General features: G+C 68.3%; 19 protein-coding genes, 1 tRNA gene and 1 other RNA gene. 18 read left to right on the plus strand and 3 right to left on the minus strand.

Annotated elements, in window-relative coordinates:
• Positions 1-90: 90 nt before the first annotated feature.
• The 7 genes from cysE to E6C72_RS00260 all read left to right on the plus strand — a co-directional run bounded on the left by cysE (position 91) and on the right by E6C72_RS00260 (position 5,364).
• The gene (gene cysE, locus E6C72_RS00230; RefSeq protein ID WP_109086197.1) at positions 91-873 is read left to right on the plus strand and encodes a serine O-acetyltransferase; all 783 of its coding nucleotides are present in this window, start codon (positions 91-93) and stop codon (positions 871-873) included.
• On the plus strand, positions 870-1,355 hold the full coding sequence (locus E6C72_RS00235; protein ID WP_109086198.1) for an Rrf2 family transcriptional regulator: 486 nt from the start codon (positions 870-872) through the stop codon (positions 1,353-1,355). The genes cysE and E6C72_RS00235 overlap by 4 nt, the downstream gene beginning before the upstream one ends.
• 58 nt (positions 1,356-1,413) lie before the next feature.
• A complete protein-coding gene (locus E6C72_RS00240) occupies positions 1,414-2,565 on the plus strand; it encodes a cysteine desulfurase family protein (protein WP_109086199.1) in 1,152 nt (383 codons plus the stop codon).
• 186 nt (positions 2,566-2,751) lie between these two features.
• Entirely contained in the window at positions 2,752-3,435 is a 684-nt protein-coding gene (locus tag E6C72_RS00245) for a molecular chaperone DnaJ (RefSeq protein ID WP_109086200.1), read from the plus strand.
• 70 nt (positions 3,436-3,505) lie between these two features.
• Positions 3,506-3,835, plus strand: a complete 330-nt coding sequence (locus E6C72_RS00250) for a ferredoxin family 2Fe-2S iron-sulfur cluster binding protein (RefSeq protein ID WP_109086201.1) — start codon at positions 3,506-3,508, stop codon at positions 3,833-3,835.
• Positions 3,836-3,945: 110 nt separating this feature from the next.
• Positions 3,946-5,121, plus strand: coding sequence for a tRNA 2-thiouridine(34) synthase MnmA (gene mnmA, locus E6C72_RS00255; RefSeq protein ID WP_109086202.1), 1,176 nt, complete (start codon positions 3,946-3,948; stop codon positions 5,119-5,121).
• A gap of 168 nt (positions 5,122-5,289) precedes the next feature.
• Positions 5,290-5,364, plus strand: a tRNA-Met gene (locus tag E6C72_RS00260).
• Positions 5,365-5,486: 122 nt separating this feature from the next.
• Here E6C72_RS00260 and E6C72_RS00265 read toward each other — a convergent pair.
• Positions 5,487-6,401, minus strand: a complete 915-nt coding sequence (locus E6C72_RS00265) for a diguanylate cyclase (RefSeq protein WP_109086203.1) — start codon at positions 6,399-6,401, stop codon at positions 5,487-5,489.
• Between the two features lie 257 nt (positions 6,402-6,658).
• On the opposite strand from E6C72_RS00265, the gene E6C72_RS00270 reads away from it, so the two are divergent.
• Positions 6,659-8,602, plus strand: a complete 1,944-nt coding sequence (locus E6C72_RS00270) for a sigma-54-dependent Fis family transcriptional regulator (protein ID WP_109086204.1) — start codon at positions 6,659-6,661, stop codon at positions 8,600-8,602.
• A gap of 42 nt (positions 8,603-8,644) precedes the next feature.
• Here E6C72_RS00270 and E6C72_RS00275 read toward each other — a convergent pair whose 3' ends face one another.
• Both E6C72_RS00275 and E6C72_RS00280 read right to left on the minus strand, forming a co-directional pair.
• A complete protein-coding gene (locus E6C72_RS00275; protein ID WP_109086205.1) occupies positions 8,645-12,328 on the minus strand; it encodes a hydantoinase B/oxoprolinase family protein in 3,684 nt (1,227 codons plus the stop codon).
• Between the two features lie 177 nt (positions 12,329-12,505).
• Positions 12,506-13,084, minus strand: coding sequence for a GNAT family N-acetyltransferase (locus E6C72_RS00280; RefSeq protein ID WP_109086206.1), 579 nt, complete (start codon positions 13,082-13,084; stop codon positions 12,506-12,508).
• Positions 13,085-13,371: 287 nt separating this feature from the next.
• On the opposite strand from E6C72_RS00280, the gene E6C72_RS00285 reads away from it, so the two are divergent.
• From E6C72_RS00285 to E6C72_RS00330, 10 genes are all read left to right on the plus strand, one after another.
• A complete protein-coding gene (locus E6C72_RS00285; protein WP_109086207.1) occupies positions 13,372-14,154 on the plus strand; it encodes a TerB family tellurite resistance protein in 783 nt (260 codons plus the stop codon).
• Positions 14,155-14,289: 135 nt separating this feature from the next.
• Complete coding sequence (locus tag E6C72_RS00290) at positions 14,290-15,432, plus strand: hypothetical protein (protein WP_109086208.1); 1,143 nt, start codon at positions 14,290-14,292, stop codon at positions 15,430-15,432.
• Between the two features lie 117 nt (positions 15,433-15,549).
• Complete coding sequence (locus E6C72_RS00295) at positions 15,550-17,382, plus strand: ATP-binding cassette domain-containing protein (RefSeq protein WP_109086209.1); 1,833 nt, start codon at positions 15,550-15,552, stop codon at positions 17,380-17,382.
• Positions 17,379-18,257, plus strand: coding sequence for a DMT family transporter (locus E6C72_RS00300; protein WP_109086210.1), 879 nt, complete (start codon positions 17,379-17,381; stop codon positions 18,255-18,257). The genes E6C72_RS00295 and E6C72_RS00300 overlap by 4 nt, the downstream gene beginning before the upstream one ends.
• 25 nt (positions 18,258-18,282) lie before the next feature.
• A complete protein-coding gene (locus E6C72_RS00305; protein ID WP_109086211.1) occupies positions 18,283-18,975 on the plus strand; it encodes an N-acetylmuramoyl-L-alanine amidase in 693 nt (230 codons plus the stop codon).
• Positions 18,976-19,036: 61 nt separating this feature from the next.
• An RNA gene (gene rnpB / locus E6C72_RS00310) (RNase P RNA component class A) lies at positions 19,037-19,438 on the plus strand.
• Positions 19,439-20,217: 779 nt separating this feature from the next.
• A complete protein-coding gene (locus E6C72_RS00315; RefSeq protein ID WP_014248340.1) occupies positions 20,218-20,664 on the plus strand; it encodes a division/cell wall cluster transcriptional repressor MraZ in 447 nt (148 codons plus the stop codon).
• Positions 20,664-21,638: a 16S rRNA (cytosine(1402)-N(4))-methyltransferase RsmH gene (gene rsmH, locus E6C72_RS00320; RefSeq protein WP_109086212.1), complete on the plus strand. Its 975-nt coding sequence runs from the start codon at positions 20,664-20,666 to the stop codon at positions 21,636-21,638. The genes E6C72_RS00315 and rsmH overlap by 1 nt, the downstream gene beginning before the upstream one ends.
• On the plus strand, positions 21,635-22,444 hold the full coding sequence (locus E6C72_RS00325) for a hypothetical protein (protein WP_109086213.1): 810 nt from the start codon (positions 21,635-21,637) through the stop codon (positions 22,442-22,444). The genes rsmH and E6C72_RS00325 overlap by 4 nt, the downstream gene beginning before the upstream one ends.
• Complete coding sequence (locus E6C72_RS00330; protein ID WP_109086214.1) at positions 22,441-24,312, plus strand: penicillin-binding protein 2; 1,872 nt, start codon at positions 22,441-22,443, stop codon at positions 24,310-24,312. Before E6C72_RS00325 ends, E6C72_RS00330 begins: the two co-directional genes overlap by 4 nt.
• The last annotated feature ends 12 nt before the right edge of the window (positions 24,313-24,324 follow it).

The following is a 24,324-nucleotide window of genomic DNA, read 5'->3' on the forward strand; positions in this document are numbered from 1 at the left end:
GGTCCCTGCCGGCCGGAACCGTCGAGGGTCCGAACCGGAAGGTCCTGAACCGCAAGGGTCCGACAGGCCGAAACCGGGCTCGGGCGGCCGATGAGAGCGGCGGACTATACCACGGCGGGTGATGGCGTGTTCAAGCATCTTCGCGAAGAGATCGATGGGATCATGGCGCGCGACCCCGCCGCGCGATCCCGGCTGGAGGTGGCGCTGTGCTACCCGGGCCTGCACGCGATCGTACTTCACCGCATCGCCCGGCGCGCCCGTGACGCCGGCTGGCACACCACCGCCCGTCTGATCTCGCAGATCGCCCGCTCGCTGACGGGCATTGAAATCCATCCCGGCGCCACGATCGGCCGCCGCTTCTTCATCGACCACGGCATGGGTGTCGTGATCGGCGAGACGGCCGAGATCGGCGACGACGTGATGCTCTATCACGGGGTGACGCTGGGCGGCACCTCGCTCAATCCCGGCAAACGCCACCCGACACTGGGCGATGGCGTCATCGTCGGAGCCGGCGCCAAGATCCTGGGTGCCATCACCATCGGCCGCGGCGCCCGCATCGGCGCCAATGCGGTTGTGGTGGCAGACGTGCCGGCCGACACCGCGGTGGTCGGCATCCCGGCAAAGCCGGTGGTGGCGCGCGACCGCGCCGAAACCCGCAAATTCATGCCCTACGGCACCCCCTGCGGTGACATTCCCGACCCGGTGGCCCGCGCGCTGACCGGCCTGCTCGATCAGGTGACCGCGCTGCAAACCCGTGTCGATGAGTTGGAGGCGGACCGCCCCGCCGCCAGCCTCCCCCGTTCAACACCCGCACCGCTAGAGACGGTGGCCTCCCACGTCGGGATGCACGAAGCGCAAGGAGAATCGCGATGAGACTCAGCACCAAGGGACGCTATGCCGTGATGGCGATGGTCGATCTGGCCGCCACCAGCCAGGGCAGCCCCGTCGCGCTGGCCGACATCGCGGAGCGGCAGGAGATTTCCCTGTCCTATCTGGAACAGCTGTTCGCCAAGCTGCGCAAGGGCGGGCTGGTCAAGAGCGTGCGCGGCCCCGGTGGCGGCTATCTGCTGGCCCATCCGGCCGACGCCACCCGCGTGTCCGACATCATCCTGGCGGTGGACGAGCCGATCCGCACGACCCGCTGCGCCAACGGCACGCCGCAGGGCTGCCGCACCAACCGCTCGCGCTGCCTGACCCACGACCTGTGGGAAGAGCTGGGCAACCAGATCCATATGTATCTCAGCTCGGTCACCGTGGCCGACGTGGTGGAACGGCGGATCATCGGCACCAGCGGACTGAACCTGCTGCGCCCGGCCCCGACCGCCGACAACACCGCCGTCGCCGCCGCCGAGTGAGGCGACCGAGAGATGCCGCGGCGCGAGATCGGCCTTCCATGTTGAGCGTGCCTGAAAAGTGACCACACCGCCCATTGCCCCATTCGTCCCTTCGTTCCGGCGGACCGGCGTCTATCTGGACCACAACGCCACAGCTCCGTTGAAACCGGAGGTCAAGGCGGCGATGGGTCAGGCGATGGACCTGGTCGGCAACCCCTCCTCCGTCCACGCCTTCGGCCGCAGCGCCCGCCGGGCGGTCGAGGAGGCGCGCGCCGCCGTGGCGTCGCTGGTGGGGGTGAAGCCGGCCCAGGTGCTGTTCACCGGCAGCGGGACGGAGGCCAACAACTTCGCGCTCCGCGGCTTTCCCGGCCGCCGCCTGCTGACCTCCGCCATCGAGCATGAGTCGGTGCTGGCCGCCCGGCCTGACGCGGACCGCTTCGGCGTCAGCCGCGACGGCGTTGCCGACCTGGACGATCTGGAGCGCCGGCTTGCCGGTTCGGACGCGCCTCCATTGGTCTCGCTGATGCTGGTGAACAACGAGACCGGGGTGATCCAGCCGGTTGCCGACGCCGCCCGCATCGCCCGTGCCCATGCCGCCCTGCTCCATTGCGACGCGGTGCAGGCGGCCGGACGGCTGCCGCTGTCGTTGTCCGATCTCGGCGTCGACCTGATGACGCTGTCGGCCCACAAGCTGGGCGGCCCGACCGGCGTCGGCGCCCTGATCCTGGCCGAAGGGCTGGAGCCCGAGACGCTGATCCGCGGCGGCGGACAGGAACGGCGCAAGCGTGCCGGCACGGAGAATCTGCTGGGCATCGTCGGTTTCGGCACCGCTGCGCGGCTGGCCTGCGATGGGCTGGCTGACGCCGCCGATCTCGCCGCCTTGCGCGACCGGCTGGAACGCGAGGCGCTGGCCGCCATCCCGCGCGCCCGCGTTATGGGGGCTGGTGCCGCACGGGTCGCCAACACCAGCTGCCTGATGCTGCCCGGCCTGCCCGGCGAGACCCAGGTGATGACGCTGGATCTTGCCGGCGTGGCGGTCAGCGCCGGGTCGGCCTGCTCCAGCGGCAAGGTGAAGCCGTCCCATGTTCTGGCGGCGATGGGCGAGGACGACCGGTCGGCCGCCAGCGCCATCCGGGTCAGCCTGGGCTGGATCAGTGACGACGAGGCAGTGGACCGCTTCCTGACCGCCTGGACAGCGATGGCTCGGCGAAGCACACCCGCGGATGGCTGACGATCCCGCCCGCCATGCCCGCCCGCCATGCCCGCGCGACCAACTGTCCCCTGCCCGGAAAGCCTGCATTCGCGCATTGCGCACGCTGCGGCTTATCGGTATGACCCCGCGGATGGCAGTGGTGGCCACATATCGGGTAAACCATCCCATCGGCCGAGATTTTCGGCGTTTTGACGGACTGCGCGCATGACCCGTTCCAAATCCGGGCCGCCCGGCAACAGCGGCGGCGGCATTTCCGGCGCCATCGCCGGCGATCTGGAGCCCTGCGGCACCTGCGGCCGCTCGGTGGCGCCGCGCGCCCTGTTCTGCCACGCCTGTGGCGCGGCACAGCCGCCGCGGCCGCTCGACCCCTTCACCCGGCTGGGGCTGGAACGCCGCTTCGACATCGATCTGGAGCAGTTGTCGAAGCAGCATGCCGGCTTCACCCGCGCCATGGACCCGGAGCGCTTCGCCGCCCGCGGTCCGCGCCAGCAGGCCAACGCCAAGGCCCAGGTCGAGGCCCTGCGCGACGCCTTCGAGGTGCTGCGCGATCCGATCCGCCGTGCCCATGCGCTGCTGGCCCTGCTGGGCGGCACGCCGGCGGTCGGCGACGAGGACGGCGACGAGGAGATCGACGATCTCGCAACGCGGCTGGCACGCGCCGACGACGTGCTGGAACTGGACCGCATCGGGCTGGACCTCAGCCAGCGGGTCGAGGCTTGCATCAAGTATCTCACCCCGGCCTTCCGCAAGGCGCAAACCGCCGCCAGCCCCGACAGCCCGTCGGCCGCCGACGGTGCCGCCCGCATCCTTGCCCGGCTGGAACGGCTGGAGGCGCTGGCCGCCGAGGTCCGCGGCCGCCGCGCCGCCCGGACGACGCCACGGCCCTGAACCCTTCTTCTTTCCCTTGCAAACACATCCCTACAACCAAGCTAGGCAACCTTAAAGGAATGAGGACCCCATGCCCAAGATGACCTTCATCGAGACCGACGGCACCCGCCGCGAGGTGGACGCCCCGCTCGGCCTGTCCGTGCTGGAGATCGCGCACAAGAACAGCCTGGATCTGGAAGGCGCCTGCGAGGGCTCGCTGGCCTGCTCCACCTGCCATGTCGTGATCGAGCCGGAGTGGTTCGACGTCCTGCCGGACGCGCAGGAGGACGAGGAGGACATGCTGGACCTCGCTTTCGGCCTGACCAAGACCTCGCGCCTGGGCTGCCAGATCATCATGACCGAAGAGCTGGACGGTCTGGTCGTCCGCCTGCCGGGCGGCAGCAACAACGCGATGAAGTGACGGTCCGGGGGACCCCTGTTCCGGCCGCCGGGACGACGTCGCGCCGACGTGATGCCCGGCGGCCCATTTCCTGTCTTTTCCGGGCGCCTGCCCGCCTTATATAGGGCGCCATGAACTCCCTCGGTCTTTCAAAGCGCCCCCAGGACACCCGCGTCGTCGTCGCGATGTCCGGCGGGGTGGATTCCTCCGTCACCGCAGCGGTGCTGCGGGAGGAGGGGTATGACGTCGTCGGCATCACGCTGCAGCTTTACGACCACGGCCTCGCCCTGCAGAAGCCGGGCGCCTGCTGTGCCGGCCAGGACATCTACGACGCCCGTCAGGTCGCCGACCGCATCGGCATCCCGCATTACGTCCTCGATTACGAAGGCCGCTTCAGCCAGGACGTGATGGATGATTTCGCCGACAGCTACCTGCGCGGCGAGACGCCGATCCCCTGCGTGCGCTGCAACCAGCGCGTCAAGTTCCGCGACCTGCTGAACACCGCTCGCGACCTTGGCGCCGACGCGCTCGCCACCGGCCATTACGTCCGCCGCATCGCCGGTCCGCAGGGGGCGGAACTGCATCGCGCCGTCGATCCCGCCAAGGACCAGAGCTATTTCCTGTTCGCCACCACGCGCGAGCAGCTGGAGTTCCTGCGCTTCCCGCTCGGCGGCCTGACCAAGCCGGAGACCCGCGCCCTGGCCGAGCGCCACGGGCTGGAGGTGGCCGCAAAACCCGACAGCCAGGACATCTGCTTCGTCCCCAACGGCAATTACGCAGAGGTGGTGGCGAAGCTGCGCCCCGGCTCCGTCGAGCCCGGCGACATCGTCCATGTCGACGGCCGCGTCCTGGGCCGCCACAAGGGCGTCGTCCATTACACGGTGGGCCAGCGCAAGGGGCTGGGCATCGGCGGCATTCGCGGCCAGGAGGAGGAGGCGCTCTACGTCGTCCGCCTGGAACCCGCCCGCCGCCGCGTCGTGGTCGGCCCGCGCCGCGATCTTGCCCGTTCGCTGGTGATGGTGCGCGACGTGAACTGGTTGGGTCCCGATCTGGCCGAGGGAGCCGGCATCGAGGTTTCTGTGAAGCTCCGCTCCGCCCAGCCGGCGGCCCCTGCCCTGTGGCGCGCCGGTCCGGACGGCACCGCCCAGGTGGAGCTTCTGGAGGCCCAGCACGGCATCGCGCCCGGCCAGGCCTGCGTCGTCTATCAAGGCGACCGTGTGCTGGGCGGCGGTTGGATTTCCAGCACCGCCGGCGGCGTGGCCGAGGGTGCCGCCAGGGCCATGGAGGCAGGTGAAACGACGGCCTGAATCAGGGGGTTATGCGAGTTTCCGCTGGTCGGCCGAAAAAAATCGCACCCCCCGAAAATTCCGCGTTGACAGCCCAAGTCGCCCTATCCTATATAGCGGCTCCCGGCGGCAACGACGGGACACGATGGTAGCCACGGCGGCGGAAACGCCAATAACGGCGAACACGATGGCAGCGTAGCTCAGTGGTAGAGCAGGGGAATCATAATCCCTTGGTCGGGGGTTCAAATCCCTCCGCTGCTACCATCATGGAAACCCCCCTGATTTCCGAAAGGAAGTCAGGGGGTTTTCTTTTCATGGTGTCAGATCGACCCGGCGCCGACCATGGTTCAACATGTGCTTCAGCGGCTGCAAAAGCCGGTGGTGCCCTACCCCTGCATCGACTTGGGCAGCGCGATCTGCGGTTCGACCTCCACCCGGTTGCGGCCGGCGTTCTTGGCGCGGTAGAGCGCGGCATCGGCGCGGGCCAGCATCGGTTCGATGCCGCTGTCGGTGCCGGTCAGCCAACTCAGGCCCAGGCTGACCGTCAGGTGCAATTCACCTCCGTCCTCACGCTTCACCGGCTTCGCGGCGATCGCCTGACGCAGGCGCTGGGCGGCGGCAAAGGCGTTCACTGGCGGGGTCTCCGGCATCACCACGGCGAACTCCTCGCCGCCCAGCCGGCCGATCAGGTCGCAGGATCGCAGCGTCTCCTTGCAGGCGCGCACCGTCGTGCGGATCGCCTCGTCACCGGTGGCATGGCCGTGGCTGTCGTTGACCCGCTTGAAATGGTCGATGTCCAGCATCACCACCGACAGCGGACGCTGGTATCGTCGCGAGCGGGTGAACTCTTCAGCCCCCCTTTCCAGGAAACGGCGGCGGTTCATGGCGCCGGTCAGGGCGTCGGTGGTCGCCAGCCGCTCCAGGTCGCGCTGCATCGCCACAACGCGCGAGGCCGCCAGCAACCGCGCCGCCGTCCATTTCCAGTCCAGCGGCTTGCGTAGAAACTCATCGGCGCCCGCCTCGACCAACTCGTGGAACTGGTCGGTCATGCTGCCGGGGATCATCAGGATCAGATAGAGATGGCGGAGCCCCTGGGCGGTGCGCAGGTGCCAGCACAGTTCCAGCCCCGTCATGTCGGCCAGACGGATGTCGGCCATCACCACGTCGAACCGCTCACCTGCGACAGCTTCGATGGCGGCGGCCCCGCTGTGAACCACACAGGTGGCGTAACCGAGCTTGTTCAGCTCATACACCATCATGGTCAGGTGACGTGGTGAATCGTCGACGATCAGAATCCGCAAATCGAAAGCTCCCGGCGATCCCTGCCCGTTTATGGAGCATGAAGCCGGACGTGTGCAAATCTCCTTAACATCATGTCGCCGGCCGATAACGAAATTCCGATGTGTCATACGCAAATATGCTCGATGTCGGACCGATCCATGCGCCGCGTGGCCGATGTCATGCTTTTGCACATGTTGCTTACAGGGTCGGCCGGTTGGTACTGTCCCATTCAATATGTTCGCGGAACAAGCGGACGATCCATACGGGAGGCACGACCATGGACAGCGCGCGCGCGGCCCACATCGATGAACTCGTCCGGGTCTCCACTGGCCGGGTCTCCGCCGGAGTACGGTCCACCCGCGATCCGATCATCGAAAACTCCTGGCGCCGCTGCGTCGCCGACCACAAGCTGGATCCCACCGTCGGGCGCGAAGCCCACATCCTGCCGCAGGAGCGGCTGCGCGAGCATCGCGACGCGATGGACGAGTTCCTGCGCATGGCCCGCTTCGGGCTGGAGGCGCTTTACCGGCAGGTCGCCGGCATGGGCTATGTCCTGTTGCTGACCGACAGCAATGGCGTCACGGTGGACTTCATCGGCGACCCGACCTTCGACAACCATCTGCGCCGCGCCGGCCTGTATCTGGGGGCGGACTGGAACGAGGGGCATGCCGGCACCTGCGCGGTCGGCACCTGCATCGCCACCGCCCAAGCGCTGACCGTCCACCAGACCGACCATTTCGACTCCACCCACATTCCGCTGACCTGCACCGCCGCACCGGTCTTCGACAGTGGTGGCGAGCTGGCGGCCGTGCTGGACATCTCCGCCCTCCATTCGCCGGAACCGAAGATCAGCCAGTATCTGGCGCTGCAGATGGTGCGCGCCTATGTCCACAAGATCGAAACTGCCAACCTCTACAACAATTTCCGTCGCGACTGGGTGGTGAAGCTGTCCGCATCGCAGGAGTTCGCGGAGGTCGATCCCGACTTCGTGCTGGCGCTGGACGGCAGCGGCCGGGTGGTCGGTTTCAACCACCGGGCCCATGATCTGCTGGCGGAGGACGGGGTATCGCCACTCGGCCGGTCCTTCGCCGAGTTGTTCGATTGCGAGGTGGATGATCTGGTCCATTTCGTCCGCTCACTGCCGACCGAACAGCGCACGCTGCGCCTGCGCCGCACCGGCCTGCCGCTGTTCGCCCAGGCGATGCCGCCGCCCGCCGTGTCGCTGCCGCGCAGCCATGCGCCGGATCACGCCGGCGACCCGCTGCCGGAACCGTTGCGGGTGGTCTCCGGCGGCGATCCGGCGCTTAAGGCGGTGCTGACGCGGGCGGCAAAGCTGGTGAACACCCGCATGAGCCTGCTGATCCATGGCGAGACCGGCACCGGCAAGGAACATCTGGCCAAGGCCCTGCACCGGGCCAGCGTCCGCCGCAACAAGCCCTTCGTCGCCGTCAACTGCGCCGCCCTGCCGGAGAACCTGATCGAAAGCGAGCTGTTCGGCTACGAGCCCGGCTCCTTCACCGGGGCGACGGCGCGGGGCAAGAAGGGGCTGATCCTGGAAGCCGACGGCGGCACCCTGTTCCTCGACGAAATCGGCGACATGCCGCTGTCGTCGCAGACCCGCCTGCTGCGCGTGCTGGCCGAGCGGGAGGTGACGCCGATCGGCCGGACCAGGGCAGTGTCGGTGGACGTCCGGGTCATCGGCGCCACCCACCGCGATCTTGTCGATTTGGTCAAGGCCGGCAGGTTCCGCGACGACTTGTACTTTCGTCTCAACGGCGCGGTGTTCACCGTGCCGCCCCTGCGCCAGCGCGGCGACCTGGACTGGCTGATCGAACGGCTGCTGGCCGAACGGGCAGAGCGTGACGGCGTCGGCTACCGACTGACCCCGGCGGCGCTGGCGGCGCTGCGTGGGCACGGCTGGCCGGGCAATGTACGGGAGCTCGTGAACGCGCTGGATTATGCCTGCGCGGTCAGCGACGGCGGGCTGATCGACCTCGCCGACCTGCCGGAGCCGGTGCAGCACAGCGGCCTGTTCCAGGCTTGGCCGCAAGAGGCAGTGCAGACGGTGGCGGACGAGGACCCGGCAGCCCGGCTGCGCGAGACGCTGCGGCGGCACCATTGGAACGTGTCGGCGACGGCGCGCGCGATGGGAGTCGACCGCTCGACCGTCCATCGGCAGATGCACCGCTTCGGCATCGTGGCGCCGCATCGGGCGGAGTGAGGGTCGGGGTGGGGGCAAACGCCCCCCAAAAAAAACCTCCCCTTACCCCACCGCCCCGAACCCGCCGCCGCCGGGCGTCTCGACCACCAGGGCGTCGCCCGGACGCATAGCGGTGCTGTCCTGAGAGGCCAGTTCCTGCACGCTGCCGTCGGTGCGCTGGACCCAGCTCCGGCCGACGGCACCATCGGCGCCGCCCTTCAGGCCGAAGGGAGCGACCTTGCGGTGGTTGGCGAGGATGGCGGCGGTCATCGGCTCCAGGAAGCGCAGGCGGCGGATGACCCCGTCGCCACCACGCCAGCGCCCTGCCCCGCCGGAGCCGCGGCGGATGCGGAAGCTCTCCACCAACACCGGGAAGCGCCATTCCAGCACCTCCGGGTCGGTCAGGCGCGAGTTGGTCATATGGGTCTGCACCGCGTCGGTGCCGTTGAAGCCGTTGCCGGCGCCCGAGCCGCCGCAGACCGTCTCGTAATACTGGTGCCACTCGTTGCCGAAGGTGGTGTTGTTCATCGTCCCCTGGGCCGAGGCCATCACCCCCAGCGCGCCGAACAGCGCATCGACGATGCACTGGCTGGTCTCCACATTGCCGGCCACCACCGCGGCGGGCGGGTTGGGCGACAGCATGGAGCCCGGCGGTATAACGATCTCGATCGGGCGCAGGCACCCCTCGTTCATCGGGATCTCGTCATCCACCAGACAGCGGAAGACATAGAGCACCGCCGCCCGGCAGACCGCCGAGGGGGCGTTGAAGTTGTTGGTCAGCTGCGAACTGGTCCCCGAGAAATCGACGATCGCCGAGCGCGCGGTATGATCGATCGACACCCGCAGCTTGATGACCGCGCCATTGTCCAGCGTCACCGCGAAATCTCCGTCGCTCAGAACGCCGATGGCGCGGCGGACCTGCTCCTCGGCATTGTCCTGGACATGACGCATATAGGCGGTGACGGTGGGCAGGCCGTGCAGGCGGACGACACGGTGCAACTCGCGGGTGCCCTGCTCGTTGGCGGCGACCTGCGCCTTGAGGTCGCCGATGTTCTGCGCCGGGTTGCGCGCGGGATATGGGCCGGAGCGCAGAAGCTCCAGCATGGCCTCCTCGCGGAACTGGCCGTTCTCGACCAGCGGCACGCAGTCCAGCAGCACGCCCTCGTCGGCGATGGTCTTGCTGTCCGGCGGCATCGAGCCGGGGGTGATGCCACCGACGTCGGCGTGATGCCCGCGCGAGGCGACGAAGAACAGCAGCTCCCTGCCCGCCTCGTCGAACACCGGCGAGACCACGGTGATGTCGGGCAGATGGGTGCCGCCATGATAAGGATCGTTCAGCGCGAAGCTCTCGCCGGCGGTGAAGGCGCCGCCGCGGCGCTGGATGATGGCGCGCACGCTCTCGCCCATCGATCCCAGATGGACCGGCATGTGCGGCGCGTTGGCGATCAGCCCGCCCTCGCGGTCGAACAGGGCGCAGGAGAAGTCGAGACGCTCCTTGATGTTCACCGAGCGGGCGGTCTTCTCCAGCGTCACGCCCATCCGTTCGGCGATGGACATGAACAGGTTGTTGAAGACCTCCAGCATCACCGGGTCGACCTTCGCCCCGCCCTTGATGCCGGCGGCCTGACGCTGGGTCGCCGGTTCCAGCCGGGTCAGCACCAGATGGTTCTTGCGTGTGACCTCCGCCATCCAGCCGGGCTCGACCACGGTGGTGGAGACGGCTTCGGCCAGGATCGCCGGGCCGACGACGCGGTTGCCGGGCTGAAGCTGGCGACGGTCGTAGAGCGGTGCCTCCCGGCGCTGGCCAGCGCTGTGGATGGCGACGGTGGCGAGCCGGCGCGGCAGTACGGCGGTGGTGGCGGGAAGCTCCGGATCCTCCAGAACGTCGGTCAGGCCGACCGCCTCCAGCGTCACCGATTCCACCTCCAGCGCGGTGCCGGGGGTGAGGAAGCCGTAGCGGCGGCGGTGGGCCTCCTCGAAGGCCTTGGTCATCGCCACCTTCGAGCCGAAGGCGACGGTCAGGGTGGTGTCGGAGCCGGCGGCCTTCAGATGGACGCGGCGGTTGATCGCCTGCCGGCCGGCATCGACGCCCTGGCGGGTCAGCTCCGCCCGCCCCTCGGTCTCCAGATCGGTGAACAGCATGGTCAGCCGGTCGACCACGGCATCGCTCAGCGGGCCTTCCACCGCGCGTTCGCGGATGGCGACGGTGTCGGCCAGACCGATGCCATAGGCGGACAGCACGCCGGCCTGCGGATGCAGGAAGACCCGCGTCATGCCGAGCGCGTCGGCAACGGCGCAGACATGCTGGCCCGCCGCCCCGCCGAAGCCGTTCAGCGTGTAGCCGGTGACGTCATAACCGCGCTCGACGGAAATCTTCTTGATGGCGTTCGCCATGTTGTCGACGGCGATGCGCAGGAAGCCCTCTGCGACCTCCTGCGGACTCATCGTCGTGCCGAGCTTGGCGTTGACGGTGGCGGCCAGTTCGGTGAAGCGGGCCTTCACCACCTCGGCATCCAGCGGCTGGTCGCCGTTCGGGCCGAAGACATGCGGGAAGAAGCGCGGCTGGATCTTGCCGACCATCACGTTGCAGTCGGTGACGGTCAGCGGCCCGCCGCGGCGGTAGCAGGCAGGACCCGGATTGGCGCCGGCGCTGTCCGGCCCGACGCGGAAGCGGGTGCCGTCGAAGACGCAGAGCGAACCGCCGCCGGCCGCCACCGTGTGGATGTGCATCATCGGCGCGCGCACCCGCACGCCGGCCACCACCGCGTCGAAGGCGCGCTCATACTCGCCGGCATAATGCGACACGTCGGTGGAGGTCCCGCCCATGTCGAAGCCGATGACCCGGTCGAAGCCGGCCATCCCGGCGGTGCGCACCGCACCCACCACGCCGCCGGCCGGACCGGACAGGATGGCGTCCTTGCCCTGGAAGCGGCGGGCGTCGGTCAGGCCGCCATTCGACTGCATGAACATCAGCGGCACCGGCGTGCCGTCGACGCTGAGGTCGTTGGCGACCCGGTCGACATAGCGGCGCAGCACCGGCGAGAGGTAGGCGTCGGCCACCGTGGTGTCGCCGCGGCCGACCAGCTTCATCAGCGGACTGACCAGATGGCTGACCGAGACCTGGGTGAAGCCGACGGCGCGGGCCAGCGAGGCGACCTGCCGTTCATGCTCCGGATAGCGATAGCCGTGCATCAGCGCGATGGCGGCGGCGCGGAAGCCCTGGCGATAGGCCTCCTCCAGTCCGCGGCGGACGGCATGCAGATCGACCGGCTTCAGCACCCGGCCATCGGCCATCACCCGTTCCGGCACCTCCACCACATGGGAATAGAGCTGGTCGGGCAGATGGATGTGGCGGGCGAAGATCTTCGGGCGGGCCTGATGGCCGATGCGCAGCTGGTCGCCCAGCCCTTCGGTGATCAGCAGGACGGTCGGCTCGCCCTTGCGTTCCAGCAGCGCGTTGGTGGCGACGGTGGTGCCCATCTTCACCACCTCGACCGTGTCGGGCGGGATCGGCTGGCCGGGCTTCAGGCCGAGCAGCTCGCGGATGCCCTGGACGGCGGCGTCGGCATAACGCTCCGGATTGTCCGACAGCAGCTTGTGGGTCGCGACCGACCCGTCGGGTCGGCGGCCGACGATGTCGGTGAAGGTGCCGCCGCGATCCACCCAGAACTGCCACCGGGCCGGCTTGGCTTCCGCCCCTACGGTCACCGCTCCTTTGGTCACCGCCGAGTTTCCCGTCTCACCCATCGTCGCACCCGCCGAATTCCATGCGCGGCAACCGCACCGCGCGTGGGCCGGAGTTTCGCGATCCGGCAGCGAATTTCAACAGCTTGAGTGGCAAGCCACCATCAGAAGAGACGGACGCGGCGGAAAGAACACAGGATCACCGACGACCGGCCCGGCGAATGCCGCCGGAAGCGATCTTCAGGCGGCCAGCCGCTGCTGCTGGGTGGACAGGCGGGTCAGGATGGCGTTGCCCGACAGGATGCTGTTGAAGGCGCCGGTGCCGTCCTCCAGCGCTTCCAGCGCGAGCGAGAACTGGTTGGGTGGCGGCAGCTCGAACATCGAGGTGATCTCGCCGCCGTCCAGCGCCAGCAGGCCGCCGAACCGGCGGGCCAGCGCGCGCATGCGGATATTCTCGGGCAGGCACATCATGTGGACGTGGCGGATGCCGCGGTTGCGGGCGACGGTCAGGACGCGGCGGACCAGCGTGCTGCCGACGCCCTTGCCCTGCAATGTCGATTCGATGCTGATGCCGAATTCCGCCTGCTCCGGCCAGAGCATGCGGTCGCCGCACAGTTCGATGGCGCCACGCAGCACCCCATCCTCGAAAGCGCCGAGAATGACGGTCCGGCCCCAGTCGATGGCCGCACAATGACGCTCCACCGCCTCGTCCGACAGGGTGCCAGTGAAACGGGCATAGCGGTCCGCATGGTCGAGGCGGAGAAGATGCGCCCGGTACTGGGGCAACTCGGTCGGCATGATCTTGCGGATGACAGGCATGGCTCTGCTCACGGTTCTCGAAATCCGAAAACGCATTCATGCAGAACGTTTTCCCCAGACCCAGGCGGCGCCGTCGGCAGCCACCGTCTTTATCAAGGTCGGCGCTCTCTCCGGCGCCCTTTGTTGCATTGCAACATGGCGTGCCCCGCGGGATTCGCAAGCGCTTATTAGAACTTCGCGATACGAACAATGCTGGCCTGTTGCCGCCCCGCCACAGTTGGCCCGCTCCCTCCCGGTCGCTATGCTGCACTCGCGGGTGGGGGCCTCGCGGATGAAAAGGGCGTGACATGAGCATTTGGGGCAAGATCCTGGGCGGCGCGGCCGGCCTGTTCACCGGCGGGCCGCTCGGCGCCCTGCTGGGCGGTCTGGCCGGGCATGCGGTCGACCTGTGGTCGCCCTGCGGCGCGGGCGATCAGCCGCGCCGCGGCATGAGCGACGCCGACGCCGACGCCGCCAAGCAGTCCGTCGCCTTCACCATCGGCGTCATCGCGCTGGCCGCCAAGATGGCGCGGGCCGACGGCGTGGTGAAGCGGGTGGAGGTCGATACCTTCAAGCGGCTGTTCCGCGTCCCGCCGGAGGAGTTGGACAATGTCGGCCGCGTCTTCGACCTCGCCCGCCGCGACACCCGTGGATTCGAGGAGTATGCCCGCCAGATCGCCAAGCTGTTCGAGGACAGACATGCGGTGCTGGAGGAACTGCTCGACAGCCTGCTGATGATCGCCGAGGCCGATGACGAGCTGCACGAAACCGAGGTGGAGTATCTGCGCGCCGTCGCCGTGATCTTCGGCTTCGACGAGGCCGATTTCCGTCGCATCGTCGCCGGGCACCATCTGGCCGGCACCCCGACGGAGACCGATCCCTATGCCGTGCTGGGCGTTCCGCGTCAGGCCGGTGACGACACGGTTAAGGCGGCACACCGGGCGCTGGTGCGTGAACACCACCCCGACCGGTTGATCGCCCAGGGAATGCCGCAGGAATTCATCGATCTGGCAACCCACAAACTCTCACTGATCAACGCCGCCTACGACCGCATCCGCCGCGAACGGCAGGGAACCGCCGCCCTGTCCTGACCTGTTGCGATTCGTCACCGCTTTTGCTGATTTGAAATTGTTTTGGCGTATTGTTTATCCCGTTTCCTGACGTATCGTCCCTGATGGGGCGGGCGGCCGGTTGCCCGCGTGCTTTGGGGGGGGGGCGACAGGACGATGCGACGCACGATCATCCGGACGATCTTCGCTGCGGTATTGGGAACAACGCTTGCCGCAGGTTGCGGCGCACAGGCGCAAGTCGGGGCGCAGATGATGACCGGCGACACCGCAGTGATGCTGGGCCAACCGCTGACGCTGAACCTGGGGACGCCACCGGCCGGCACCGACTGCACCACCCAGGCGACGGCCCTGAATGCGCAAGGGCTGGTGCTGGTCGCCAACGGCCAGACGATTCCGGGGGCGAACGCCAGCTTCGGCTGCTCCGCCAAGGGCGAACTGGTCGGCACCGCCTCCACCTCCATCGCCGGCAACGGCGACGATGCGGCAAGACGGCGCGCCGCCTGGCAGACCGCCTTCAGCGGCTTCTTCAGCCTTGCCGGGACCAAGACCCTGCCGGTCGCCTTCGGCCCGCCGACCGGCGGCATGACCACCGCGCCAAAGATGGTCTCCATCCAGGGCGCCAGCGAGCGCGACCTGGGGCTGGCCGCGCTGTGGTTCACCCTGGTGGCGGTCGTGTTCCTGTTCGCCTTTTTCCGCCATTTCGGGCGCACCGACGCCATTACCCCGATCGCCGGCGTGCCGATGCCGGCCAACTACCGGGCGCCCTACAGCCTCGCCCGCTTCCAGCTTCTGTGGTGGAGCGGGATCGTCACCGCCTCCTACGTCGCCATCCTGACCATCACCGGCTCGATGGACACCATCACCAGCGGCACCATGGCGCTGATGGGGATCGTCGGCGGCACCTCAGTCCTGGCCGCCTTCCAGGACCGCCGGCCGAGCGACGACCAGACCCGCCGCCAGCAGCACGCCGCTCTCTACATCGCCGCCGCGGCGGCCAACCCGCCCGACCAGATGGCGATGGCCGCCAGCCTGGCCGAGGTCTACCCGCCCACCCAGGGGCTGTTGCCCGACCTGCTGAGCGATGCCGCCGGCTACAACATCCACCGCCTGCAACTGCTGGCCTGGACCGGCGTGTTGGGCATCACCTTCCTCTACGAGGTCACACGCACCCTGGGCATGCCGGAGCTGTCGGCCAACCTGCTGGCCCTGACCGGCATCAGCAACGGCACCTATTTCGGCTTCAAGATGCAGGAACAGCAGGTGCCGGCGCCGACCGGCGTCCCGCAAGCGGCCGGTTGAACGCAAGGGGCCTTCCGGCGGGCGCAACCCGCCCAACCGTTTTTCCCGGTCGCGGTGGAGGGGGGCGGCGCGCTATAACCCTCCCCTTCCCTCGATTTTCCGGCGCACGAACGGTCCATGGCTCCTCCCGCACCCATCACGGCGCTCCAGGGCGTCTCCGTCACCTTCGGCGGCCGTCCGCTGTTCGACGGCATCGACCTGTCCATAGGCCGCGGCGACCGCGCCTGTCTGGTCGGGCGCAACGGGTCGGGCAAGTCGACGCTGATGAAGGTGCTGGCCGGGATGATCCTCCCCGACGCCGGCACCGTCTTCGTCCAGCCGGGTGCCCGCCTCGCCTATCTGCCGCAGGAGCCGGACTTCACCGGCTGCGCCACCGTCCATGACTATGTCGTGCAGGGCCTGCCCGCCGACGAGCAGGACGAGGCGCACCGGGTCGACGCCGTGCTCGACCGGCTGCAAGTGGACGGCAACCTCGATCCGCGCACCCTGTCGGGCGGCGAATCGCGCCGCACGGCGCTGGCCCGCACACTGGTCGGCAACCCCGACGTCATGCTGCTGGACGAGCCGACCAACCATCTCGACCTGCCCACCATCGAGTGGCTGGAAGAGGAACTGCTTGCCTTCCGTGGCGGTCTGCTGCTGATCAGCCACGACCGCGCCTTCCTGAACCGGCTGGCCAAGCGCACACTGTGGCTCGACCGCGGCACGGTGCGCGCCACCGACCGCGGCTTCGCCGAGTTCGAGACCTGGCAGGCCGAAGTGTTCGAGGCGGAGGAGGCCGCGGCCCACAAGCTGGACCGCAAGATCGAAAGCGAGATGAAGTGGCTGCGCGAGGGCATCTCCGCCCGGCGCACCCGCAACATGGGGCGCGTCCGCAACCTGCTGGACCTGCGCGCCGGCCGGGCCGAGCAGATCAAGGGCGGCCAGCAGGCCAAGCTCGCCATTGCCGAGGCCGAGCGTGGCGGCCGGCTGGTGATCGAGGCGACCGGCATCTCCAAGGGCTTCGACACGCCCGAGGGCCGCAAGACGATCGTCAGGAACTTCTCCACCCGCATCCTGCGCGGCGACCGCGTGGGCCTGATCGGGCCGAATGGCGCCGGCAAATCCACCCTGCTGAAGATGCTGACCGGCCAGCTCGATCCGGACGAGGGCACGGTGAAACTGGGCACCAGCCTCGACACCGCCTATTTCGACCAGCGGCGCGAAGGGCTGGATCCGGAGGACACCATCCGCAAGGTGCTGTGCCCCTTCGGCGGCGACGCGGTGGTGGTGAACGGCGTGTCGCGCCATGTCGCCGGCTATATGAAGGACTTCCTGTTCGACACAAGGCAGCTGGACAGCCCGGTGAAGGCGCTGTCGGGCGGCGAGCGCAACCGGCTGCTGCTGGCCCGGCTATTCGCCAAGCCCAGCAACCTGATGATCCTCGACGAGCCGACCAACGACCTCGACATGGACACGCTGGATTTGCTGGAAGACGTGCTGGGCGACTATCAGGGCACGCTGCTGCTGGTCAGCCACGACCGCGATTTCCTCGATCGGCTGGTGACCGGCACCATCGCGCTGGAGGGCGACGGCACCGCCACCGAATATGCCGGCGGCTATTCCGACTATCTGGTGCAGCGCCCGGCCAAGGCGGCTCCCGCCGCTGCCGCCGCCAAGCCGAAGCCGGCCGCACAGGCGCCGGCCGCAGCGGCCAAGCCGCGCGGCAAGCTGAGCTACAAGGACCAGCGCGAACTGGACGAGCTGCCGGCTCGCATGGACACGCTGGGCACAGAGATCGCCAAGCTGGAAAAGGCGCTGGCCGACCCCGACCTGTTCAGCCGCGATCCTGCCAAGTTCCAGAAGACCAGCGAGCAGCTGCACGCCAAGCAGGCCGCGCTCGCCGCGGCGGAGGAGCGCTGGCTGGAGCTTGAGGCGATGCGCGAGGAGTTGGAAGGCGGGCGGGCATGAGCTTTGCCCACACGCTCCAGGCTCTGGTGGTGATGGCGCTGTGGGGGCTGAATTTCGTGGTGGCGAAATGGGCGCTGGCTGAATTTCCCCCCCTGTTCGTCATGTTCCTGCGCTTCGCCCTGGTGGCGGTGCTGATCGTCCCCTTCTTCCGCGTGCCGCGCGACAAGCTGTGGAAGATCGCGCTGCTGTCGGTGACGCTGGGCAGCATCCATTTCCCGATGATGTTCAGCGGGCTGAAGGGAATCGATGCCGCCACCGCCTCGCTTGCGGCACAGGTGCAGGTGCCCTTCTCCTCCCTGCTGGCGGCGCTGGTGTTCAAGGACAAGCTGGGCTGGCGCCGCGCCATCGGCATGGCCGCCGCCTTCGCCGGCGTCGCGGTGATCGCCGGAGAGCCACGGCTGGGCGAATCGCTCCATTCGCTGCTGCTGATCCTGGCGGCCAGCTTCGCGTTCGCGGTGGCGAGCGTGCAGATGAAGCTGATCGGCGCGGTGAACGGCTTCGCCGTCAACGGCTGGATGGCGCTGTTCGCGATGCCCCAGCTGCTGGGCCTGTCGCTGCTGACGGAGCATGGGCAGTTGGCGGCGCTGGCCAATTCCACATGGGTCGGCTGGGCGTCCATCGTCTATATGGCGGTCGCGGTCACCATCATCGCGTATGGTCTGTGGTATCCGCTGCTGGGGCGCTATTCCGTCAACCAGACCATGCCCTATCTGCTGACGGTGCCGGTCTTCGGTGTCGCCTCCGGTGTGCTGCTGATGGGTGATCCGGTGACGGTGAACCTCGGCATCGGTGGGCTGCTCACCATCGGTGGCGTCGCGGTGATCGTCCGGCGCGGGCCGAAGGCGGTCAACCAGACGGTCACGAATCCGACCTGACCGCCTGACCTGATAAGATGCCGACATGAGCAGTTTCCGCCGGATCGACCTTCCCTCTCCCAACCACGGCCCGCGGGCAGAGGGCACGCGGGTGGACCTGCTGATCCTGCACTACACCGGCATGCCCACCGCAGCCCACGCCCTGGAGCGGCTGTGCGACCCGGCGGCCCAGGTCAGCGCCCATTACACGGTGGACGAGGACGGCACTATCTACACCCATGTGCCGGAGGAGCGCCGCGCCTGGCATGCCGGCCGGTCGAGCTGGCGCGGGGCGGAGGACATCAACAGCCGCTCCATCGGCGTCGAGATCGTCAACCCCGGCCACGAGTTCGGCTACCGCCCCTTTCCGCCCGCGCAGATGGCGGCGGTGGCCGAACTTTGCCTGGGCATCATGGGCCGCCATGGCATCGCCCCCGCCGACGTGCTGGGTCACAGCGACGTGGCGCCCGCCCGCAAGGAGGATCCGGGCGAACTGTTCGACTGGCCCGGCCTCGCCGCCCAGGGGATCGGGCTGTGGCCCACGCCGTCCCAGACCGACGACGCTCCCTTCACCGACGCGGAGGTCGCCGTCCTGCTGGGACGCCATGGGTACGACCCGGCCGAACCGCGGGCGCTGCTGTCCTTCCAGCGCCATTTCCATCCTGAACGCCTGACCGGCGCCGCCGACCCCGAGACGGTGCGCCGCCTGCGCGCGCTGCTGCGGATGACCGGGCGGTAGGAACCAGAACCCGCGATTTGGGATTTGCCCCCACGCCCACTTCTCTATATGAACGACCGCGCCAGATGGCCGGATGGCCGCCTTCGGTTTCGGCCGGGGGAGGAAAGTCCGGGCTCCACGGAAACACGGTGCCGGCTAACGGCCGGCGGGGGCGACCCTAGGGACAGTGCCACAGAAAGCAAACCGCCGGCGTTTCGACGCAGGTAAGGGTGAAAGGGTGCGGTAAGAGCGCACCGCGGACCCGGCAACGGGGACGGCACGGTAAACCCCACCGGGAGCAAGACCGAATAGGAGCGGCCCGACCACCGTCCCCGCAACGGGACGGGCGTGGGTCAAGCGCGTTTCCGCGCCGCCGCTCGGGTTGGTCGCGCGAGGCGTCCGGGCAACCGGCGTCCCAGACGAATGGCCATCGCCTGCCCTTCGGGGCGGGATACAGAACCCGGCTTACAGGCCATCTGGCGCTTTCCCAGTTCCTTTGCCCATTTCGTCCCAAAACGGATCTCCCCTCGGGGCCCCCGATCCCATGGCGCCCCATGACGGCACCCGTTTGCCCCTGCCCTGCCTCTTTTGACGGGACGGCATGGGACGGCGTGGGCAGCTGACGGACCATACCGGCGTCATCCACAGGGTGGATGCGAACACCGCTCCCCCCGTACCCCGCGGTCTGCCGGGCTTTCTCACGGCCATCCCCAGAATGTGCACGCTCCCTTCCACATTTTCCCCAGACTAATCCACAGCCGGTGGATAACTGTGGGGCGATTTCCCATGCCATCCCATGCCGGACCGGAGTTTCCCACCCAAGGTTCTATGCCGTCCGAGGGGGTCGATTCGACCGTCGGACAAACCATGCATACATAGAATTTTCTTAAAACTTTGGAACGTTCATGGAACGTATGTGGATAACTTTATCCACACGGCGCGAGTCCAGCATAATACTGCGATGATTCAGAAATTTCGTACACCAACTTGCGCCGATGCCACAGCCTGACTCGAAAGTCTTGACACCCCCGTCTGAATACTCGGGGGGCCGTTGACGCCCATGCCGTCCCATGCTATCCCAAGAATGCCCATTTAAGGGGGGCTCTTACCCATTCTGGTTAACACCGGGGGGCACGGGCTGAATGGGCCAAGCGGGGCTAGCGCGGAGCACCCGACCGCGCATGGGGGATAGCAGGGGGGATCGCCGGGCCTATGGCCGTTTTCCTGTCCACATACGTCAACAAAGTTGACAGGAAAGGGCGTGTGTCGATCCCGGCACAGTTCAGGCAGTCGCTTGCCAAAACGTCGGCTCCCAGCACCGTCTATCTCTGGCCCTCGCTGAACCACCAGGCGCTGGAAGGCGCCGACCAGGACTATCTCGACGTCCTCTCCGAAAGCCTCGAATCCCCCGACCTCGATGCAGACGAGCGTGACATGATCGAGACCTTCATCTTCGGCAAGCTGATCCCCGTCTCCTCCGACGCCGAAGGCCGCATCGTCCTGCCCAAGGAACTGGCGGAGTTCGCCGGCATCACCGAGGAGGCCGCCTTCATCGGCCGCCGCAAGACCTTCCAGATTTGGGAACCAGACGCCCTGAAGGCCCACGAGGCCGCACTGCGCGAGCAGGTCGTGCGCAAGGACATCTCGCTGAGCCAGATCGTCGCCAAGGCCTCGCGCGGCGCCGCAAGCCGGAGCGGGGAGGGCGCCTGATGACGGACACCCGCATCCATATTCCCGTCCTGCTGGACGAGGTGATCGCAGCACTTTCCCCGCGCGCGGGCGGTCTCTACGTCGACGGCACCTTCGGCGCTGGCGGCTACAGCCGCGCCCTGCTGGAATCGGCCTCCTGCCGGGTCATCGGCATCGACCGCGATCCCGCCGCGATCGAGCGCGGCCGTGTGCTGGTCCAGGAGTTCCCCGGACGGCTGGAAGTGATCGAGGGCTGTTTCGGCGACATGGACAAGCTGCTGGCCGCCCATGGTGTCGACAAGGTCGACGGCGTGGCGCTCGACGTCGGCGTCTCCTCCCCCCAGATCGACGAGCCGGAGCGCGGCTTCTCCTTCCGCTTCGACGGCCCGCTCGACATGCGGATGGGACGGGATGGGCCGACGGCCGCCGACGTGGTCAACACCGCCGAAGAGGCGGAACTGGCGGACATAATCTATCAGCTTGGCGAGGAACGGATGGCGCGCCGCGTCGCCCGCGCCATCGTCGCCGCCCGCCGCGAGGCGCCGATCGAGCGCACGGCGCGGCTTGCCGACGTCATCCGCTCGGTGGTGCCGAAGGGGAAGGGCGACGGGATAGACCCGGCCACCCGCACCTTCCAGGCCCTGCGCATCCATGTGAACGACGAACTGGGCGAATTGCGGCGCGGCCTGTCCGCCGCCGAGTCGCTGCTGGCGCCCGGCGGGCGTCTCGCCGTCGTCTCCTTCCATTCGCTGGAGGACCGCGAGGTCAAGGCGTTCCTGCGGGAACGCTCCTCGCCGCCGCCCTCCCCGTCCCGCCATACGCCCGTGACCGCGGTCGCGGCGCATCACCCATCCTTCCGCCTGCTCTCCCGGAAACCCGTGGACCCGAGCGAGGCCGAAGCCCGCAACAACCCTCGCGCCCGGTCCGCCCGGCTGCGCGGGGCTGAACGCACCGAGGCGCCCGCGTTTCCGGCGTCCGGCAAGGAGGCAGCATGAAAGGCAAGACCTGGCTGTTCTGGGGCGGCCTGATCGCGGCCGCCGGTGGCGTGCTGTTCCAGACCAGCTACGACGTCCAGGATCTGGAGGAGAAGCTCGCCGGGCTGAACCGCAAGATCGTTCAGGAGCAGGAGTCCATCCAGGTCCTGAAGGCCGAGTGGAGCTATCTGAACGATCCCACCAAGCTGGAACAGATGGCGCAGGCCTATCTGACGCTGAAGCCCACCGAGCCGCGCCAGTATCTCGCGATGGACGTGATCCCGATGCGCCCGGCCGATGCGGTTCCGCCGCCGGCTCCCGCCCTGCCCGGCGTCGCCCCGCTGCCGCCGATGGTGCGTGCGCCCGGAACCGGCAATCCGCAGCTGGCCGCTGCCCGCGCGCCCGCCACCCCCAACAGCACCGCCGCCGGAATCGTTCCGGTCAGCGCGCCGGTGCTGGCGAAGCCGCTGCCGATGGACAAGGCGCTGGAACGCGCGCCGGTCGTCGTGCCCGCGTCCCTGCCCTCCTCCGGTGGCCTGGCCGACCCGTCACGCAGCCGGATCAAGCCGGCTGCCCTGGTTCCCGGCTCCGCCCGCGCGCCGGCCGAGAAGTCCACCGATCGCATCGCCCCGGCTGCGCCGGCCGCCGGCAAACTGGCGCCGAATGCATCGACCGCACGTCCGACCGAACTGGCCGCCCGACCGACCCCGGCTCCGGCATCTGCCAAGGTCGTCGCCGCGGCTCCCGCCGCCCAGCAACCCTCCTATCAGCCCAAGCCGACCGACAGCCTCGGGCTGCTCGTTGCGCGCCTGGGGGCCAATCGATGAACGGTCACGACCACGGCGGGCCGGCCGGCTACGGCCAGCCCGGCGCCAGCATCGGCAGCACCTATGTGCCGCCGCCGGCGCCCTCGCCCTTTCCCCAGCCGGCCCCGCAGCCGTCCGCCAACCCGCGGACCTCGCTGGCGGTTGCGCTGGAACAGAGCCGTTACCGCCTGATGGTGACGGCTGCCGTGGTCACGACCGTCTTCACCGCCATCAGCGTCAAGCTGGCGATGGCCACGTTGCTTGCCGGCGGCGGCGACCCGCGCCAGCATGTGGCGCTGGAAATCGGTGAGACCACCACCAACCGTGCCGACATCACCGACCGCAACGGCAACCTGCTGGCGACATCGCTGGTCACCCAGTCGCTCTACGCCGACCCCAAGCTGGTCTCGCGCCCGGAAGAGGCCGCGCAGAAGCTGGTCAGCGCCCTGCCCGACCTGGATTACAAGGACGTCCTCAACAAGCTGAGCGGCGACCGCCGCTTCGTCTGGCTGAAGCGGAACCTGACGCCCAAACAGCAGGCCGCCGTCCATCGCCTGGGCATCCCCGGAGTCGCGTTCGAGCGGGAGGAGCGCCGCTTCTACCCGGCCGGTCCGCTGACCTCGCACATCGTCGGCTTCACCGGCATCGACAACAACGGCCTCGCCGGCATGGAGCAGGGCTTCAACAAGCGGCTGACCGAGGAACCGGGAACGCCGCTTCAGCTCTCCATCGATCTGCGGCTGCAGCATGTCCTGAAGAAGGAACTGGCCGCCACGGTGCAGGAGTTCAGCGCCATCGGCGCCGCCGGCATCGTCTTCGACGTGCGCAACGGCGAAGTGCTGGCGATGGTCTCGTTGCCCGATTTCGACCCGCAGGACCCGACCGGCCTGAACCCCGACACGCTGTTCAACCGGGCGACGCTCGGCGTGTACGAGATGGGTTCCACCTTCAAGATCTTCAACTCTGCATTGGCCTTCGACACCGGCAAGATCCGGGTATCGGACATGTTCGATGCCGCGCACCCGGTCAAGATCGGCCGCTTCACCATCAACGACTACCACAACCTGCACCGTGCCCTGACCGTGGCGGAAGTGTTCCAGCACTCCTCCAACCTCGGTTCCGTGCGCATGGTGCAGCAGGTCGGCGTGGCGGCACAGAAGGCCTTCATGACCAGGATGGGCTTCACCAAGCCCACCGGGCTGGAGCTGCCGGAAAGCGGCTGGCCGCTGGTGCCCAACCCGTGGCGCGAGGTCAACAGCTACACCATCTCCTTCGGCCACGGCATCTCGGTCAGCCCGATGCACACGGTGGCGGCGGCCGCCTCCGTCATCAACGGCGGCTTCTTCCACAAGCCGACGCTGCTGAAGCGCCAGCCCGACGGCGAGGTTCCGACCGAACAGGTGGTGTCACGCCAGACCTCCGACATGATGCGGCGCATGTTCCGCTTCGTGGTCACCGAAGGCACCGGCAAGTCGGCCGAAGTGAAGGGTTATGTCGTCGGCGGAAAAACCGGAACCGCCGACAAGCAGAAGGGCAAGCATTACCAGAAGAACTCGCGCATGTCGTCGTTCCTCGGCGCCTTCCCGATGAACGATCCGCGCTACATCGTCTATGTTCTGGTCGACGAGCCGCAGGCCACGGCCAAGACATACGGCTACGCCACCGGCGGCTGGGTCGCCGCCCCGGCCGTGGGCCGCATCGTCAAGCAGATCGGCCCATTGCTGAACGTGCCGATCGTCGACGAGAACGCACCCGAGATTCTGAACTCCACCTACCTCAACGCCGCCGGTTCCACCAACTGGCAGCAGTCCATGCCGCCGGTCACCGCCCCACCCCCGCCGAAGGGAAGCACCGTTGCGTCTTTCCCAACTCAGACCAAGCCCCGCTGACGCCACGCTCCG

The sequence above is a fragment of the Azospirillum sp. TSH100 genome (assembly GCF_004923295.1).
In the GTDB taxonomy this organism is placed as follows: Bacteria; Pseudomonadota; Alphaproteobacteria; order Azospirillales; family Azospirillaceae; genus Azospirillum.